At 65.5% G+C, this 15427-nt stretch carries 14 protein-coding genes; 3 read left to right on the top strand and 11 right to left on the bottom strand.

Annotated features, from left to right (window positions below; translation table 11 throughout):
* The 7 genes from QW868_RS20100 to QW868_RS20070 all read right to left on the bottom strand — a co-directional run bounded on the left by QW868_RS20100 (window position 1) and on the right by QW868_RS20070 (window position 7021).
* The gene (locus QW868_RS20100) at window positions 1–915 is read right to left on the bottom strand and encodes an amidohydrolase family protein (protein ID WP_316231300.1); all 915 of its coding nucleotides are present in this window, start codon (window positions 913–915) and stop codon (window positions 1–3) included.
* A gap of 8 nt (window positions 916–923) precedes the next feature.
* Window positions 924–1862, bottom strand: a complete 939-nt coding sequence (locus tag QW868_RS20095; protein WP_316231299.1) for an NAD(P)-dependent oxidoreductase — start codon at window positions 1860–1862, stop codon at window positions 924–926.
* A gap of 6 nt (window positions 1863–1868) precedes the next feature.
* Window positions 1869–2564, bottom strand: a complete 696-nt coding sequence (ligK, locus tag QW868_RS20090) for a 4-carboxy-4-hydroxy-2-oxoadipate aldolase/oxaloacetate decarboxylase (RefSeq protein WP_315741189.1) — start codon at window positions 2562–2564, stop codon at window positions 1869–1871.
* A 15-nt stretch (window positions 2565–2579) separates the two neighbouring features.
* The gene (locus QW868_RS20085; RefSeq protein WP_315798912.1) at window positions 2580–3605 is read right to left on the bottom strand and encodes an amidohydrolase family protein; all 1026 of its coding nucleotides are present in this window, start codon (window positions 3603–3605) and stop codon (window positions 2580–2582) included.
* Between the two features lie 42 nt (window positions 3606–3647).
* The gene (locus tag QW868_RS20080; RefSeq protein ID WP_316231298.1) at window positions 3648–5024 is read right to left on the bottom strand and encodes an MFS transporter; all 1377 of its coding nucleotides are present in this window, start codon (window positions 5022–5024) and stop codon (window positions 3648–3650) included.
* Between the two features lie 437 nt (window positions 5025–5461).
* Window positions 5462–6361, bottom strand: a complete 900-nt coding sequence (locus tag QW868_RS20075; RefSeq protein WP_316231297.1) for a LysR substrate-binding domain-containing protein — start codon at window positions 6359–6361, stop codon at window positions 5462–5464.
* A 246-nt stretch (window positions 6362–6607) separates the two neighbouring features.
* Window positions 6608–7021: a TspO/MBR family protein gene (locus QW868_RS20070; RefSeq protein WP_316231373.1), complete on the bottom strand. Its 414-nt coding sequence runs from the start codon at window positions 7019–7021 to the stop codon at window positions 6608–6610.
* A gap of 262 nt (window positions 7022–7283) precedes the next feature.
* Between QW868_RS20070 and QW868_RS20065 the strand changes: the two genes are divergently transcribed.
* Both QW868_RS20065 and QW868_RS20060 read left to right on the top strand, forming a co-directional pair.
* Entirely contained in the window at window positions 7284–8243 is a 960-nt protein-coding gene (locus QW868_RS20065; protein WP_315773062.1) for a MoxR family ATPase, read from the top strand.
* Between the two features lie 5 nt (window positions 8244–8248).
* The gene (locus tag QW868_RS20060; protein ID WP_316231296.1) at window positions 8249–9616 is read left to right on the top strand and encodes a vWA domain-containing protein; all 1368 of its coding nucleotides are present in this window, start codon (window positions 8249–8251) and stop codon (window positions 9614–9616) included.
* A 424-nt stretch (window positions 9617–10040) separates the two neighbouring features.
* On the opposite strand, the gene QW868_RS20055 is transcribed toward QW868_RS20060, so the two are convergent.
* The 4 genes from QW868_RS20055 to QW868_RS20040 all read right to left on the bottom strand — a co-directional run bounded on the left by QW868_RS20055 (window position 10041) and on the right by QW868_RS20040 (window position 13935).
* The gene (locus QW868_RS20055) at window positions 10041–10313 is read right to left on the bottom strand and encodes a hypothetical protein (RefSeq protein WP_315812711.1); all 273 of its coding nucleotides are present in this window, start codon (window positions 10311–10313) and stop codon (window positions 10041–10043) included.
* An 808-nt stretch (window positions 10314–11121) separates the two neighbouring features.
* On the bottom strand, window positions 11122–11568 hold the full coding sequence (locus tag QW868_RS20050) for a RidA family protein (RefSeq protein ID WP_316231295.1): 447 nt from the start codon (window positions 11566–11568) through the stop codon (window positions 11122–11124).
* A 21-nt stretch (window positions 11569–11589) separates the two neighbouring features.
* On the bottom strand, window positions 11590–13275 hold the full coding sequence (locus QW868_RS20045; RefSeq protein WP_316231294.1) for a benzoate-CoA ligase family protein: 1686 nt from the start codon (window positions 13273–13275) through the stop codon (window positions 11590–11592).
* Between the two features lie 165 nt (window positions 13276–13440).
* Window positions 13441–13935 carry a MarR family transcriptional regulator gene (locus QW868_RS20040; protein ID WP_315741180.1) on the bottom strand — a complete coding sequence of 165 codons (495 nt, stop codon included), beginning with the start codon at window positions 13933–13935 and terminating at the stop codon, window positions 13441–13443.
* Window positions 13936–14240: 305 nt separating this feature from the next.
* Here QW868_RS20040 and QW868_RS20035 point away from each other — a divergent pair, with 305 nt between their 5' ends.
* Window positions 14241–15425, top strand: a complete 1185-nt coding sequence (locus QW868_RS20035) for an ABC transporter substrate-binding protein (RefSeq protein ID WP_315798908.1) — start codon at window positions 14241–14243, stop codon at window positions 15423–15425.
* Window positions 15426–15427 lie beyond the last annotated feature (2 nt).

The raw sequence follows: 15427 nt of genomic DNA, 5'->3' as shown, positions 1-15427 counted from the left end.
TCAGGATTCGTCCGGCCAGTACAGCCGCATCGGATTGTCGACCAGGAGCTTGTGCTGCAGCTCCGCGGTGACGGCGATATGCGGAATGAAATCGACCAGGAGGCCGTCGTCGGGCATATGGTCCTTCAAATTCGGATGCGGCCAGTCGGTGCCCCACAGCACGCGGTCCGGGAAGCTCTCGACGATGCGCCTGGCGAACGGCACCACGTCGCGATAAGCGTTCTGCTCGCCGTTCAGCGCCGGCGGTCCCTTGACCGAGAGACGCTCCGGGCAGCTCACCTTGGACCAGACGTTGCCGTGCTCGCGCATGAACTTCACGAACAGCTCGAACTCGGGACCATCGACCGGCTTGGTCACATCGGGACGACCCATGTGGTCGACGACGACGGTGGTCGGCAGCGAGGTGAAGAAGTCCCACAGCTCCGGCAGGTCGACGGCTTCGAAGTAGATCACGACGTGCCAGCCGAGCTTGTTGATGCGGTTGGCGATCTCGATGAGCTCATCCTTGGGCGTGAAGTCGACCAGGCGCTTGACGAAGTTGAAGCGGACGCCGCGCACGCCGGCGTCGTGCATCGCCTGCAGCTCCGCGTCGCTGACGCTCCGCTTCACGGTGGCGACGCCGCGGGCCTTGCCGTTGGAATGCACGAGCGCATCGACCATCGCGCGGTTGTCGGCGCCGTGGCAGGTCGCCTGCACCACGACGTTGCGGGCGAAGCCGAGATGGTCGCGCAGCGCATAGAGCTGCTGCTTGGAGGCGTCGCAGGGGGTGTATTTGCGCTCGGGCGCATAGGGGAATTCGGCGCCAGGGCCGAACACGTGGCAATGCGCATCGACGCTGCCGGCCGGCACCTTGAAGCGCGGCTTCGACGGGCCGTCGTACCAGTCGAGCCATCCCGGGGTCTTCTGGAACTCCATGAGGTTCCCTACTCCTTGGACTTGATCTTGTTGAGAATGCGATCGGCCTCGGTGCGCCAGTCCGGGCTGCGCGCGAACTCCTTGGCTCCGCGGGTGCCGAACAGGCCGTCATCGGCGAGATCGGCGACCCAGGCCTGGCGCTCGGCCGTGCCTTCCGCCGACCACGGCGTCAGGCCGATGTCGCGCACGGTCTCGGCGACCTCCCTTACCTCCTCGGCGCGGCGGCGGCCATGCTCGATCACGCGCTGAAAGAAATAGGCGCCCTGCTTCTCCCAGTCGATGCCGGGAAACGTCTCCTTCAACGAGGCCAGCACCGCATCCTCGACGCCATAGGCGCGCGCGGTGGTGAAGCTCTCGATCACCATCGCCTCGAGGCCCTTGATCATGATGCTGCGGCACATCTTGGTGGCCGAGGCGACGCCGAGTTTGTCGCTGGCGAACTTCGCGGCAAAGCCGAGGTCGTTGAGCAGCGGCGCCAGCTCGCGCGCGCCGGCGCCGCCGAGCAGCAGCGGCACCTTGATGCGATAGGGCGGCACCGACGTCATGACGGCGCCTTCGACATAGCGTCCACCGGCGCCGTCGATCAGCGCGGCGGCGCGCTGCTTGGCGCCGGGCGAGGCTGAATTGAAGTCGAGGAACCAGGCGCCCGGCTTGATGGTCGCAGCACAGGCATCCGCCACCGCCACGTCTTGGCTCGCGGTGACCGCGGAGACGATGAAGTCGGCCTGCGCTGCCAATTCGGCATGCGAGGCTGCGAGCGTCACGCCGATTTCAGCGGCGTGGCTGCGCATCGCGTCGCCCATAGCGTCAGCCAACTTCACGTCGTAGGCGCAGACGCGCACGCCGTCCTTGCGCAGATCCTCGGCGAGGATCTTGCCGACCTCGCCGTAGCCGATCAGCCCGACATGCCATCGGTTAGAAGGACTTGGGTTGGACGCCACGGTCATTGCTGCTCAATCGATATATTTGAGCCCGGCCTTCGCCAGCGGCTCGCGCATCTTGTACATGTCGAGTCCGAGCACGCCGGACGCCAGCTTCTCGCGCTTGTCGGCCTCGTTGGCCTCGCGCGCGGCGGCGGCGTCCGCGGCCTGATGCGCGACTGCGGCCGGCACGACGACGATGCCGTCGACGTCGGCGACGATCACGTCGCCCGGATTGACCGCCGCACCGGCGCAGACGATCGGGATGTTCACCGAGCCGAGCGTAGCCTTGACCGTTCCCCGTGCGGAAATCGCGCGCGAGAACACCGGAAACTGCATCTCGGTGAGATCAGCGACGTCGCGGACGCCGCCGTCGATCACGAGGCCCTGGGCGCCGCGGGCGCGAAAACTGGTGGCCAGGAGATCGCCGAAGAAGCCGTCGGTGTTCTCGACCGTGCAGGCGGCGACGACAACGTCGCCGGGCTGGATTTGCTCGGCGGCGACATGCAGCATCCAGTTGTCGCCGGGCTGCAGCAGCACGGTCACGGCCGTGCCGCACATCTTCGCGGTCGGATAGATCGGACGCATATAGCACTGCATCAGGCCGACCCGGCCCATCGCCTCGTGGATGGTGGCGACGCCGAATTTCGACAGCTTCTCCACCGCGGCCTTGTCGGCGCGGGTGATGCTCTTCTTGACGATGCCGAGATTGTTCATGGGGGTGCTCATCTCGCTGGTCCTAAATCACTTGCCTTGGGCCTTCAACGCGGCGTCGAGCCGCGGGAACACGCGCCGGGCGTTGCCTTCGTAGATCTGGTGGCGCTGCTCGGGCGTCAGCTTGGCGGCCTCGATGTAGCGCTTGGTGTCGTCGTAATAGAAGCCGGTCTCCGGATCGATGCCGCGGACGGCGCCGATCATCTCCGACGCGAACAGGATGTTGTCGATCGGAATCACGCCGGTCAGCAGGTCGATGCCCGGCTGATGATAGACGCAGGTGTCGAAGAAGATGTTGTTGAGGAGATGATCCTTCAACAGCGGCTTCTTCAGCTCCTGGGCGAGGCCGCGGAACCGGCCCCAGTGATACGGCACCGCGCCGCCGCCATGCGGGATCAGGAACTTCAAGGTCGGGAAATCCTTGAACAGGTCAGACGTGAGACACTGCATGAACGCCGTGGTGTCGGCGTTGAGGTAGTGCGCGCCCGTGGTGTGGAAGCAGGCGTTGCAGCTGGTCGAGACGTGGATCATCGCGGGGATGTCGAGCTCGACCATCTTCTCGTAGATCGGATACCAGTGCCGATCCGACAGCGGCGGCGAGGTCCAGTGGCCCCCGGACGGGTCCGGGTTCAAATTGATGCCGACGAAGCCGTACTCCTTGATGCATTTCTCGAGCTCGGGAATGCAGGTCTTCGGATCGACGCCCGGCGACTGCGGCAGCATGGCGACGCCGATGAAATGGTCCGGGAACAGCTTGCTGACGCGATAGCACAGCTCGTTGCAGATCGCGGCCCAGGTCGAGGACACCTGGAAGTCGCCGATGTGGTGGGCCATGAAGCTCGCGCGCGGCGAGAACACGGTGAGGTCGCTGCCGCGCTCCTTCATCTTCTTGAGCTGGTTGCTCTCGATGCTCTCGCGCAGCTCGTCATCGCTGATCGAAAGCTCGGAGGCCTTCGGCATCACCGAGGGATCCTTGATGCCCGCGATTTGCCGGTTGCGCCACTCTTCGAGCGCCTTCGGGGCCGTCGTGTAATGGCCGTGCACGTCGATGATCACGTCAGTCTCTCCCTCAAGCTTCTCTGTCTTCCGGGGCGCCGCTCAATGCGCAATCACAGGGCTGCCGACACCCTTGCCGCTGGCGCGGCCGCCGGGTCCCACGGCCTGCTTTACCACAAGGGCGAGCGCCGCGATCAAGCCGGGAACTGCGATCACGGTGAAAATCTCGCTGAAGGTCAGGTGGCGCGCGGTCAGCTCGGCGACCAGGAAGGAGCCGGCAATACCGCCGAAGCGGCCGATGCCCATCATCCAGGCCACGCCGGTGGCCCGGCCCTGGGTCGGATAGAAGGAGGCGGCCAGCGCCGGCAGCGACGACTGCGCCGTGTTCATGACGACGCCGGCGACGAACACGATCACCACCAGCAAGCCCAAATTGCCGACCGCCTGGCCGATCAGGAAGATCGTGACCGCGGTCAGGGCATAGCCGACGGCGACGATGCGGTTGGCGTTGAAGCGGTCCATCAGCACGCCGAAGAACACCGCGCCGACGCCGCCGAGCGGGAACAGCGCCGAGATCAGGGTCGCGGTCTGCGGGTTGAGCCCGACATCCTTGAACAGGACCGGCATCCAGTTGATCAGCGAGTAGAAGATCACGAGCCCCATGAAATAGGTGACCCACAGCATCACCGAGCCGACGCGCAGCACCGGCGACAGCACCATGCCGATGCCGGTCGCGTTGACGCGGCGGGTGGTCTCCGCATGTTCCGGCTCCAGCATCACGAACTGCCCGACATCGGAAGCCGCGGCCGAGATCCTGCGCATCACCTTGCGCACGCGCTCGACGCTCGCGCCGCGCGACAGCAGGTAGTGCACGGACTCCGGCAGGATCACGATCAGCAGCACGGTCAGCACCAGCGGCGTCACGCCGCCGAGCACCAGCACGCTGCGCCAGCCCCATTGCGGGATCATCCAGGCGGCCAGGAAGCCGCCGCAGGCCGCGCCCAGCGGGAAGCCGCAGAACATCAAATTGGTCATGGTGGCGCGCAGCCGGCCCGGGCAATACTCGCTGAGCAGGGTCACGGCGTTCGGCATGGCGGCGCCGAGGCCGATGCCGGTGATGCAGCGGAGCACGGTGAGCTCGGTCAGGTTGGTCGCGAAGGCCGAGGCGAGACAGGCAACGCCGAAGATCAGCACCGAGCCGACCAGCACCAGCTTGCGGCCGAGACGGTCAGCCACGGGACCGGCGAACAGCGCGCCGGCGGCAAGCCCGAACAGCGCCGCGCTCAGCACCGGGCCGAGCGCCGATTTTTCGATGCCCCATTCCTTCAAGAGCGACGGCGCGATGAACCCGATCGCAGCGGTGTCGAAGCCGTCGAGCAGCACGATGACGAAGCCGAGCGCGAAGATCAGCCATTGGAAGGCGGAGAACTTGTGATCGTCGAGAAAGGCCTGGACGTCGACGCGGCCGGTCGTTTGCATCGTTTCTGCTTTCCTTGGGGCTGTTCTTGCTCGTTCACCGAGGTCCGCAAGGAGCGCGCGTCCGTGCGCGATTAGCCCTGCGCCTGCGGCGACTTGACGGGATATGTGACCGGGCGCGACAGGGCGCGCCAGCGCCGGGCTGCGTCTATCAGCTATTCCAAAACGGCATAAGATATCAGGTGAGCCATGCTGATTTTAGAACGGGTCTCAACGGGTCTGGGCTGCGGATTGCGCATCACGTAGACGCCCCGGGCTCCACCCTCCCCTGGGAGGGTCGGCTCACTTGAGCGCAGCGCAAGTGAGCCGGGGTGGAGTGATCTCTCCAGATGCACCGGCGCCCGTGGCTTCACCCCACCCCGCTCGCCCGCTTCGCAGGCGACCGACCCTCCCCCTCCACGGGAGGGTGGCACCCGCCGAGCCGAAACGGATTGCTGCAGTCAGCGCGGCAGTTTCCTGATCAGGGCCGTCGCCAGCTTCATCGTGTGCTGGGCCAGCGGGGTCGGCCGCTTGTGCGCTGATGTCACCAGGCACAGCACGCTGGTCGGCGCCGGCTCGGTCAGCGGACGGATCGCGAGCTCGCTCGCGCGCCCGGACGCGGCGACGCCGCTCGGGGTCAGCACGGCGTGGCCGTAGCCGGCGCAGACGAGGTCGATGATCGAGGGCACGCTCGACACTTCCCAGGCGATGTCGAGCTTGATGCCGGCGAGCGCGGCTTGCGTCTCCAGCAGACGCCGCATCGCATGCACCCGCTCCGGCATGATCAGCTTGTAGCGCGACAGCTCGGCCATCGGCAGCGGCGCGGTGACGCGGCGCTTGCCCTTCGGCGCGTGGCTCACCAGCGCCAAGGGCTCCTGCAGCACCGGCGTAATTTCGATGCCGGCCTGGGCTTCGGGATTGTAGACCATGCCGACATCGATACGCCCCGTGGTCACCCACTCCACCACATGCGTCGACAGGCCTTCGACCACGGCGAGCCGCGCCGCCGGAAACTCCTTGCGGAAGCGGTCGATCAGCGGCAGCGTCAATTGCCGCGCGATGCTCGGCGGCAGGCCGATGGTGACGCGGCCGACCGGCGCGTCGCGGCTGGCGCCGAGATCCTCGCGCGCATGCGCCACCAATTGCAGCACGCCGACGCTATGGTCGAGCAGCCGCTTGCCGGCCTCGGTTAGCGCCACCCCACGGCCGTTGCGCGCGAACAGCTGCTGCTTCAGCTCGGATTCCAGCGCCCGCACCTGCCGCGACAGCGCCGGCTGCGCCACGTCGAGCACGCTTGCCGCCTTGCTGAACGAGCCGAGCTCGGCGACCTGCACGAAATATTCGAGCTGCTTGAGGTTCATGGCTGGAGGCCTCGAACATCATGCCTCAGTATGCCCAGCCGGCTGCCCCACCCTCCGCTGTCGTCCCGGCGAAAGCAGGGACCCATAACCACCGGCCCTCGTTGTCGACAAAGGAGGATGATGCAGAGTCTTTTCCAACAACCGGCCGTCCGCGGTATGGGTCCCGGCGTTCGCCGGGACGACAGCGGAATTCGAGGCTGCGCCGCGGACAAAAAGTTACAGCTTCGCCCCATCAGCAGCCCCATCTCAGTTCAGCACATTCACCGCGAAATTCAGCGCGGACGCAAACGCGACCCAGCAGGCATAGGGCACGAACAGCAGCGCCGCGATGCGGTCGTCGCGCCATTGCATGACGATGAAGGTCACGATCAAGACGAACATGCTGACGATGATCGCGAACGCCACCCACATCAGATGCACGGTGAAGAACACCGGCGACCAGGCGAAGTTCAGGACCAATTGGCCCCACCACACCTGCATCACCGCACCGCTGCCGACGCGCTCATACGTCCGCCAGCCGGCGATCGCGATCATGATGTAGAGCACGGTCCAGGCGATCGGAAACAGCCAGCCCGGCGGGGTGAACCAGGGCTTGTTGAGCGAGCCGTACCAGGCGCCGGGCAAGTTCGAGGCGCCGATGATCCAGCCGCCTCCGACCACGAGAACCAAGAGGACGAGGAGATGCAGGATGGATCGGTTCATATTCCGCTCGGCGTGATTTTCGGGGTCCGTCGATCCGGGACAGGCAGCCATGCTGCCCTGCCGACGCGCCCGCACTGGACAAGGATGGGCCGGGCGCGTAGCCAGGACATAACACAAAGCCAGCAAATGTCAGGGGTTTCGCCTGACGGGCATCGCAGGGACCGGACCGCCGATCACGTCAGCTCCAGGTCCGACTGCCCAAGGAAACGGAGTTCGATCAGTGGCTGATTCCCCGGCCCCCTCTTCAGCCATCGCCTCGATCGCGGCCGTCGAAGCCGGCCTCGCCGCCCAGGGCTATATCGCCAGCCGCCAGATCGCCACCGCCGTCTACCTGTCGCAGGCGATCGACAAGCCGATCCTGGTCGAGGGCCCGGCCGGCGTCGGCAAGACCGAGCTCGCCAAGGCCATCGCCGCCTGGCGCGGCCTCAAGATGATCCGGCTGCAATGCTACGAGGGGCTCGACGAGGCCAAGGCGCTGTATGAGTGGAAATACGCCAAGCAGCTGCTCTACACCCAGATCCTGAAGGACAAGCTCGGCGAGGTGCTCGGCGGCGCGCAGACGCTGCACGCGGCGCTCGCCCAGCTGCATGATTTCGGCGACGTGTTCTTCTCCAAGGAATTCGTCGAACCCCGGCCGCTGTTGCAGGCCCTGCTCGAGCCTGATGGCTGCGTGCTCCTGATCGACGAGATCGACAAGTCCGACGCCGAGTTCGAGTCGCTGCTGCTGGAGATCCTGTCGGACTTCCAGGTCACGATCCCCGAGCTCGGCAGCATCGCCGCCGCCAAGCCGCCGACCGTGATCCTGACCTCCAACTCCGAGCGCAATCTCGGCGACGCCCTGAAGCGGCGCTGCCTGCATCTGCACATCGGCTTCCCGGAGCAGAAGCTGGAGGAGCGCATCGTCGAGAGCCGCATCCCCGGCATCTCGCAAACCCTGCGGCGGCAGCTCGTGGCTTTCATCCATGACATCCGCACGCTCGACCTGAAGAAGCAGCCGTCGGTCAGCGAGACCATCGACTGGGCCCGCGTGCTGGTGCTGCTGCAGGCCGCCGAGCTCGGCCATGAGGTGGTCAAGGACACGCTCAACGTGCTCTTGAAATACGAGTCCGACATCGAGGTGGCGCTGCCGCAGGTGACGACCTTCGTCGCCAAGGCGCAGCGCCAGAACATCTTCGGATAGGGCCCATGCAGGAGAACCTGCATCGCTTCTTTCGCGCCGCTCGCGGCGCCGGCGTGCATGTCTCGCCGGCCGAGAGCATCGACGCGATGCGGGCAGTGGCGCGCGTGGGCCTGTCCGATCGCACCGTGCTGCGCGACAGCCTGCTGCTGACCTTGGCCAAGAGCGAGGACGAGAAGAAGGCGCTCGGCGCCTGCTTCGACCTGTTCTTCGCCCATGTCGATCCGGCACAGGCAGAGACGAACGAGGGATCAGAGGAGGCGGCGCAGACCGAAGCCCAGCCAGCGCCGACGTTGGGGCAGCAGACCGGCAAAGCGAATACCGAGCTCGGCCCCCTTGCCCAGATGCTGCTCGCGCAGAGCACGGCCGAGATCTCGGCTGCGATCGCCAACGCCTCCAGCGCCGTCGGCCTTTCCGAGATCCGCTACTTCACCCAGCGCGGCCTGTTCTCCAGCCACATGCTGGAGACGATGGGCATCCAGCGACTGCGCGACGATCTGGACGCACTGACCGAAAGCAATCCCGCGCTGGCCGAACGGCTGCAGGCCGGGCTCGATGGCCTGCGCGACACCGTGCGTGATGCCGTTGCGCAGGCGCTCGCACTGTACGGCCGCGAGGAAACCGAGAATTTGCGCCACGAGATCCTGCGCAACGCGCAGCTATCGCGCATTGAGCCGCGCCAGGTCGCGGCGATGCGGGCGCTGATCCGGCAGATCGCCCGCCGCCTGCGCGAGCGCTACAGCAAGCCGCGCAAGCGCCAGCGCCGCGGCCATCTCGACGTCCGCCGCACCCTCCGGCGTAACGCCGCCTGGGGCAGTGTGCCCTTCCTCACCGCGTGGAAGCGGCGGCATCGCGACCGCCCGAAGATCGTGGCGCTGTGCGACGTCTCCGGCTCGGTCGCGCGCGTCTCCGACTTCTTCCTGCTGCTGATCCACAGCCTGCATGACGTCGTCAGCGACGTCCGCTCGTTCGCGTTCTCCGGCCACCTGATCGAGGTCAGTGGCATCCTCGAGCAGAAATCCGCCGAGGAGGCGATGGCCGAGATCATGGACAAGGTCGGCTTCGGCTCGTCGGACTACGGCAGCTCGCTGGTCGATTTCGAGAAGCAGTTCATGGCCTCGGTCACGCCGCAGACCACCGTGATCGTGCTCGGCGACGCCCGCAGCAACAAGCTCGACCCACGCGCCGACATCCTGAAAGCCATCTCGGAGCGCGCCAAGCGCGTGGTCTGGCTCAACCCCGAAGGGCGCGTGACCTGGGGCTGGGGCGATTCCGAGATGCCGCGCTACCAGACCTTCTGCAACGTGGTCCGCCCCTGCGCGACCGCGCAGCAGCTGGAGCGCGCCGTCAGCGATATCGTGTCGGCGTATCAGTAGCCCCCGCTCTCACCCCCTCATTGCGAGCGCAGCGAAGCTGCGCGCCTCCCAATGACAACATGATGGAGCAGCGCGTCGGGGCCTTGGATATCTCTCCCATTCGGGCCCAAGGACAATCCCGCGGTATGGGTCCCGGCGTTCGCCGGGACGACAGCGGTGGTTGTCGCTCGACTGGGGCAGTCCTACACAGCTGTGCGCTCCACTCACAACTGTCGTCCCGGCGAACGCCGGGACCCATAACCACCGGCCGGAACGTGAGGCACAACTGGTTCTGACACCTGATGACACCGGTCCCGAGTCCACGGGGCGCGCCGACTAAAATCTATCAGCACAAGATGGTCAGCACGGCTGCTATCACACAGCATCGACAAACAGGCAATCGCGCAGGCACGCCTTTGCCCACGCTATTCAGCCGATCGCTGATCTACCGTCCCCCGGCCGCCCGCTTCAGCAACGCCGCGCGCTGCTGATCCGTAAAACTCACACCCGACTTCTTCTCCACCACTTTCACCGCCCATGATCGCATCGGATCATCATCCACCCGCGCCGGCTCGCGCAGGATAGCGACGCCGATCTCCAGCATCTTGGCGTCGGCCTGATGTTCTATGCCGCCGCCGCTACTGGCCAGGGCCAATGCTCCGGCCGCAGCGCCGACGGCGGCCGCCAGCGCTGTCGTTACGAAGAGTTTCCAGTCCAAATTCGCCCCCTGCTCTCACCCGCCACTGCGCCGCCACGCTCGAACAGGTTTTTGTCTACGCCAAGGCGATGTCTGGCCCTTCGTTCGGCAGCAAGCTCATCAAGCGACCATATTTGTTCGGTCCGTGACGACGCACGGCGCGACAACTGTGATCCCGTGTGTGACTGCCCGTCGCGTTACCATGTCGCAGCGCTCAGGCCTTGTGCCGTCGGGCAAATCAGACCGATGGTTGCGGCCATCCTGCTTCGTGAAGAGGGGCGTACGCGTCGTCACGATACGTGAGGCAGGCTGCGATGGACGCGGCTCGCATCATGCGCATCTCGCGCGGACGAGTGATGTGGCGGCGTACGGTGAAGTCGTGATGTCCTGATACCCCGATGCTGGTATCACGTGCGTGACAATGCCCAGCGCATTGCGCGCGCCATGGTGGCCAACAAGCCCGGTGCACCAGGGAGACCACGTATAAGCCGTCAGACCATCGCGCAGGGAAGGCCGGAATGTTCGGCCCACCTGTGGTTCCTGCCCCGTGCACTTTTTTCGCACGGGGGCCGCGGGTGTGGTGGACACCCGGCCTTCCCTGCGCCCTCGATTTCAGGAGGGCGAACGAGACCAGCACAGCTCGGACGCATCTGCGCCGCGAGAGGGCAATGTCGCACGCCGAGGTGTGGTCGAAACCGCGTCGCGGATTTTGCTTCAATTATCCCCGAGCCGAGACCGGTGGGAGGAACGCATGCGCACGGCGGAGCCCGGCTTCACAGCATTTTACGGAGATCTCCATGGTCTCGCGCCTCCCGCTCGAACGTCGCCCTCAGCGCGGCACCACCGCGGTCGCCTCGATCTCGACGCGCGCGGCCTTCTCGACCAACCGCACCACCTGCACCAGCGCCATCGCCGGATAGTGGCTGCCGAAGATCTCGCGATAGATCCTGCCGAGATCCTTCAGGTTGGCGAGATACTCGTCCATGTCGACGACGTACCAGGTCAGCCGCACCAGATGCTCCGGCCCGGCGTTGCCCTCGGCCAGGATGGCGGCGATGTTCTGCAGCGCCTGCCGGACCTGCGCCACGAAGCCCTCGGCCAGCGTCTCGTTCGCGTCCCAGCCGATGACGCCGCCGGTCACGACGATCCGTCCGTCCGCGCTGATGCCGTTGGCGTAGCCCTTCGGCATCGGCCAGCCGCTCGGCTGCAGGACGCGCAGGCCTACGCCCTCCTCCTGCTTCACCACGGCGAGCGTGGGCGCTTTGGTCGTGCTCACGAACGTCTCTCCCTGTCTCTGCTACGCGCCCGTGCCCGACGATGGCGCAGCGGCGGCCTGTGCGATCGCGCGCAGGGCGAACCGCTTCAGCTTGCCGGTCTCGGTCTTGGGCAGCTGCGTCACGAACTCGATCGCGCGCGGATATTTGTACGGCGCGATCTCGCGTTTGACATGCTCCTGCAGCTCGGCCACCAGCGCCGGGGTGCCTTCCGCACCCGGCGCCAGCAAGACATAGGCCTTCACGACCATGCCGCGGGCCTCGTCGGGCGCACCGACCACGCCGCATTCGGCGACCGCGGGATGCGTCAGCAGCGCGGCCTCGACGTCGGTGCCGGCGATGTTGTAGCCGGACGACACGATCATATCGTCCGACCGCGACTGGTACCAGAAGTAGCCGTCCTCATCCATGACATAGGTGTCGCCGGTGACGTTCCAGCCGTTCTGGACGTATTTGCGCTGACGCTCGTCGGCGAGATAGCGGCAGCCGGTGGGACCGCGCACCGCGAGCCGCCCCATGGTCCCCGGCGGCACGTCGCGGCCTTCATCGTCGATGATCTTGGCCTCGTAGCCCGGCACCGGTTTGCCGGTGGCACCCGGACGGATCTCGTCCTCGACGGCGCTGATGAAGATGTGCAGCATCTCGGTCGAGCCGATGCCATCCATCAACTTCAGCCCGGTCGCCTTGAGCCAGGCATCGAAGGTCGGCTTCGGCAGCGTCTCGCCGGCGGAGACGCATTTGCGCAGCGAGGAGATGCCGCGCCCCTCCAGCTTGCTCAGCATGGCGCGATAGGCGGTCGGCGCCGTGAAGCAGACGGTCGCCTTGTAGCGCTCGATCGCACCGAGCAGATCGTCTGGCGTCGTCTTCTCCAGCACGACATAGGACGCGCCGATATGCATCGGGAACAGCACACCGCCGAAGCCGAAGGTGAAGGCGAGCGGGGCAGTGCCGATGAAGCGATCGCTCTGGCTGGCGCGCAGCACGTTACGGGCATAGCCGTCGCAGACCGCGAGCATGTCGCGGTGGAAATGCATCGTGCCTTTCGGATCGCCGGTCGTGCCCGAGGTGAAGGCGATCAGGCAGAGATCGTCGGAGGCCGTATCGACCGCGGTGAAGTCCGGGCTGGCATCAGCGATCAGCGCTTCCAGCGCGTCGGGCCGGCCGTTGCCCCAGTACAGGACCTGCTTCAGCGCCGGCGCGACCGCGCGCGTCTTTTCCATCTCGTCGGCGAGCTTGCCGTCGCACAGCGCCAGCGCGATCTGCGCTTTTTGGATCGGATAGGACAGCTCCTTTGCGCGCAACAGCGGCATGGTGGCGACGACGATGCCGCCGGCCTTGATGACGGCGAGATAGGTCGCGACCATCATGGGGTTGTTGGCGGAGCGCAAGAGCACGCGGCCGCCGGGCACCAGGCCGAGCTTGCTGACGAGCACGTTGGCGATCTTGTTCACCAGGGCCTGCAGCTCGGAATAGGTGTAGCTGACCTCGGTGCTGATGATGCAGGGCGCATCGCCCCGCCCTTCCTCGACCCAGCGGTCGACGAAATGCGTCACACAGTTCAGCCGTGGCGGATAGTGGAATTCGGGCCGGCTGAACACGAAGTCGGGCCACAGCTCGCGCGGCGGCAGATTGTCCTGAGCGAAGGTGTCGACATGGGCGCTATGCGCCTTTGCGCTGTCCGGAAGTTGAGCTTTGGCGGCGGTGGCCATCACAGGCTCCTGTCTGAAAGGAAAGACGCCCGGCACGTTTCAGTCCTAAACATTTTAGACTTAAAACATCTGGACGCAAGAGCCGAAGATTGTGCACTGCCAGCAAATTGTTTGAGCGTTTGCCGCGCGCGGCAGCGCCGCCTGCGACGTCCTGTCAGGCTCGCGTCAATCCTGCCGGCGCTGCACGGCTTTCTGCGCCGATCCCTTGGTCTTGGCGAGCAGCCGCATCAGCTCACGCACGTCCTTCTCCGTGAGATCGCCGAAGATGTCCGCGATCCAGGTCTCGTGCTCGGCCGCCATCTTGCGGAATTCGGCGCGGCCGAGCTTGGTCAGGCGGATCACCTGAACCCGACGATCGGTCTCCGAAGTGCGGCGATCGAGATGGCCGGATTCGACCAGGCGCTCGACCAGCCCGGTCACGTTTCCATTCGAAACCATCATGCGCTTGGAGACATCGGACAAGGTCATGCCATCAGGCGCCTTGTCGAGCTGCGCCATCAGGTCGAAACGCGGCAGGGTCACGTCGAAGCGCTCGCGCAGCCGGCTGCGGATCTCGCCCTCGATCAGGGTCGTGCAGGTGAGCAGGCGCAGCCACAGCCGCAGCTCCTCGGCATGGTCCTCGGGCAGCTCGACGGCCTTGGTCTCGGAATCAAGCGTCATGACGGAATCACTTGGGCACGTTCAGCCTCGTCCAGCGAGGCTCGCGAGTTTGACCTTCAGGACCTTCCGGGAGCAAGGAAAAACGTACCGTCCCTTGTAGCGGAGGATGAAAAACGGCAATTCCTTTAACCTTCAAGCAATTGGCGTGCTGCTTGCATGCACGCCGAAACCGCCCTTTCCGCCAGCAGCTCGCTTGCGGGTAAGGGCGTCATCGGACTAGGCTTGAGACCAAGCTGCGGTCTGACGCATCATCTGGTCAGGTGCAAAAAACATAAACCTGAATTTCCGCATCCGGGGGAGTTGTCATGAAAGTGAGTTCGAAGCTGGTCGGTCTCGGCGCTGGACTTGGCGTCGTCGCGTGCCTGCTGGCGCAGCCGGCGCTGGCCGCCGACAAGATCAAGATCGGCGTCATCGTCACCCTCTCGGGGCCGGCCGCCGCGCTCGGCGGGCAGGTCCGCGACGGCTTCAACCTCGCGATCAAGGACCTCGGCGGCAAGATGGGCGGCAAGGAGGTCGAGGTGATCGTCGCCGACGACGAGCTGAAGCCGGACGCCGCGATCACCAAGGCCAAGGGCCTGCTCGAGCGCGACAAGGTCGACTTCGTCGTCGGCCCGATCTTCTCCAACATGCTGCAGGCGATCCACCGCCCGATCACGGAGAACAAGACCTTCCTGATCAGCCCGAATGCCGGTCCGTCGAGCTACGCTGGCAAGGAGTGCAGCCCGTATTTCTATGTGACGTCGTACCAGAACGACCAGGTGCACGCGGTTCTCGGCAAGGTCGCACAGGACCGCGGCTACAAGAAGATGTATCTGCTGGTGCCGAACTATCAGGCCGGGCGCGATAGCGTCGCCGGCTTCAAGCTCGACTACAAGGGCGAGATCGTCGAAGAGTCCTACGTTCCGCTCAACACGCTCGACTTCCAGCCCGAGCTGTCCAAGATCTCCTCGCAAAAGCCGGACGCCGTGTTCACCTTCATGCCGGGCGGCATGGGCGTGAACCTCGTCAAGCAATTCAAGCAGGCGGGCCTTGCCGACAGCGTCCCGGTGCTCTCCGCCTTCACCGTCGACGAGTCCACGCTCCCTGCGCAGCAGGATGCCGCGGTCGGAATGTTCGGCGGCGCGAACTGGGCACCGAATTTCGACAATCCGCAGAGCAAGAAGTTCGTCGCCGGTTACGAGGCCGCCTACAACAGCGTGCCCGGCACCTACGCCATGCAGGCCTATGACGCCGCGCTGCTGATCGACAGCGCCGTAAAGGCGGTCGGCGGCGACCTCAGTAACAAGGACGCCGTGGCCGCGGCGCTGAAGAAGGCCGATTTCGCCTCGCTGCGCGGCAACTTCAAGTTCAACACCAACGGCTACCCGATCCAGGACTTCTATCTGACCAAGGTCGCCAAGCGCCCGGACGGCAAGTTCCAGACAGAGATCGTGCAGAAGGTGTTCGAGAACTACGCCGACCGCTACGCCAAGGACTGCGTGGCCAAGTAAGA

This window comes from Bradyrhizobium sp. SZCCHNR1051 (assembly GCF_032489615.1).
GTDB lineage: Bacteria > Pseudomonadota > Alphaproteobacteria > Rhizobiales > Xanthobacteraceae > Bradyrhizobium.
This window is presented reverse-complemented; position numbering and strand designations above follow the sequence as displayed.

Bases quoted from the DNA above. Each gene is read 5' to 3' on its own strand.
- QW868_RS20040 (WP_315741180.1), bottom strand. From the start codon at position 13,935: ATGACGCTTGATTCCGAGACCAAGGCCGTCGAGCTGCCCGAGGACCAT.
- QW868_RS20035 (WP_315798908.1), top strand. From the start codon at position 14,241: ATGAAAGTGAGTTCGAAGCTGGTCGGTCTCGGCGCTGGACTTGGCGTC.
- QW868_RS20060 (WP_316231296.1), top strand. From the start codon at position 8,249: ATGCAGGAGAACCTGCATCGCTTCTTTCGCGCCGCTCGCGGCGCCGGC.
- ligK (WP_315741189.1), bottom strand. From the start codon at position 2,564: ATGAGCACCCCCATGAACAATCTCGGCATCGTCAAGAAGAGCATCACC.
- QW868_RS20075 (WP_316231297.1), bottom strand. From the start codon at position 6,361: ATGAACCTCAAGCAGCTCGAATATTTCGTGCAGGTCGCCGAGCTCGGC.
- QW868_RS20095 (WP_316231299.1), bottom strand. From the start codon at position 1,862: ATGACCGTGGCGTCCAACCCAAGTCCTTCTAACCGATGGCATGTCGGG.
- QW868_RS20080 (WP_316231298.1), bottom strand. From the start codon at position 5,024: ATGCAAACGACCGGCCGCGTCGACGTCCAGGCCTTTCTCGACGATCAC.
- QW868_RS20045 (WP_316231294.1), bottom strand. From the start codon at position 13,275: ATGGCCACCGCCGCCAAAGCTCAACTTCCGGACAGCGCAAAGGCGCAT.
- QW868_RS20100 (WP_316231300.1), bottom strand. From the start codon at position 915: ATGGAGTTCCAGAAGACCCCGGGATGGCTCGACTGGTACGACGGCCCG.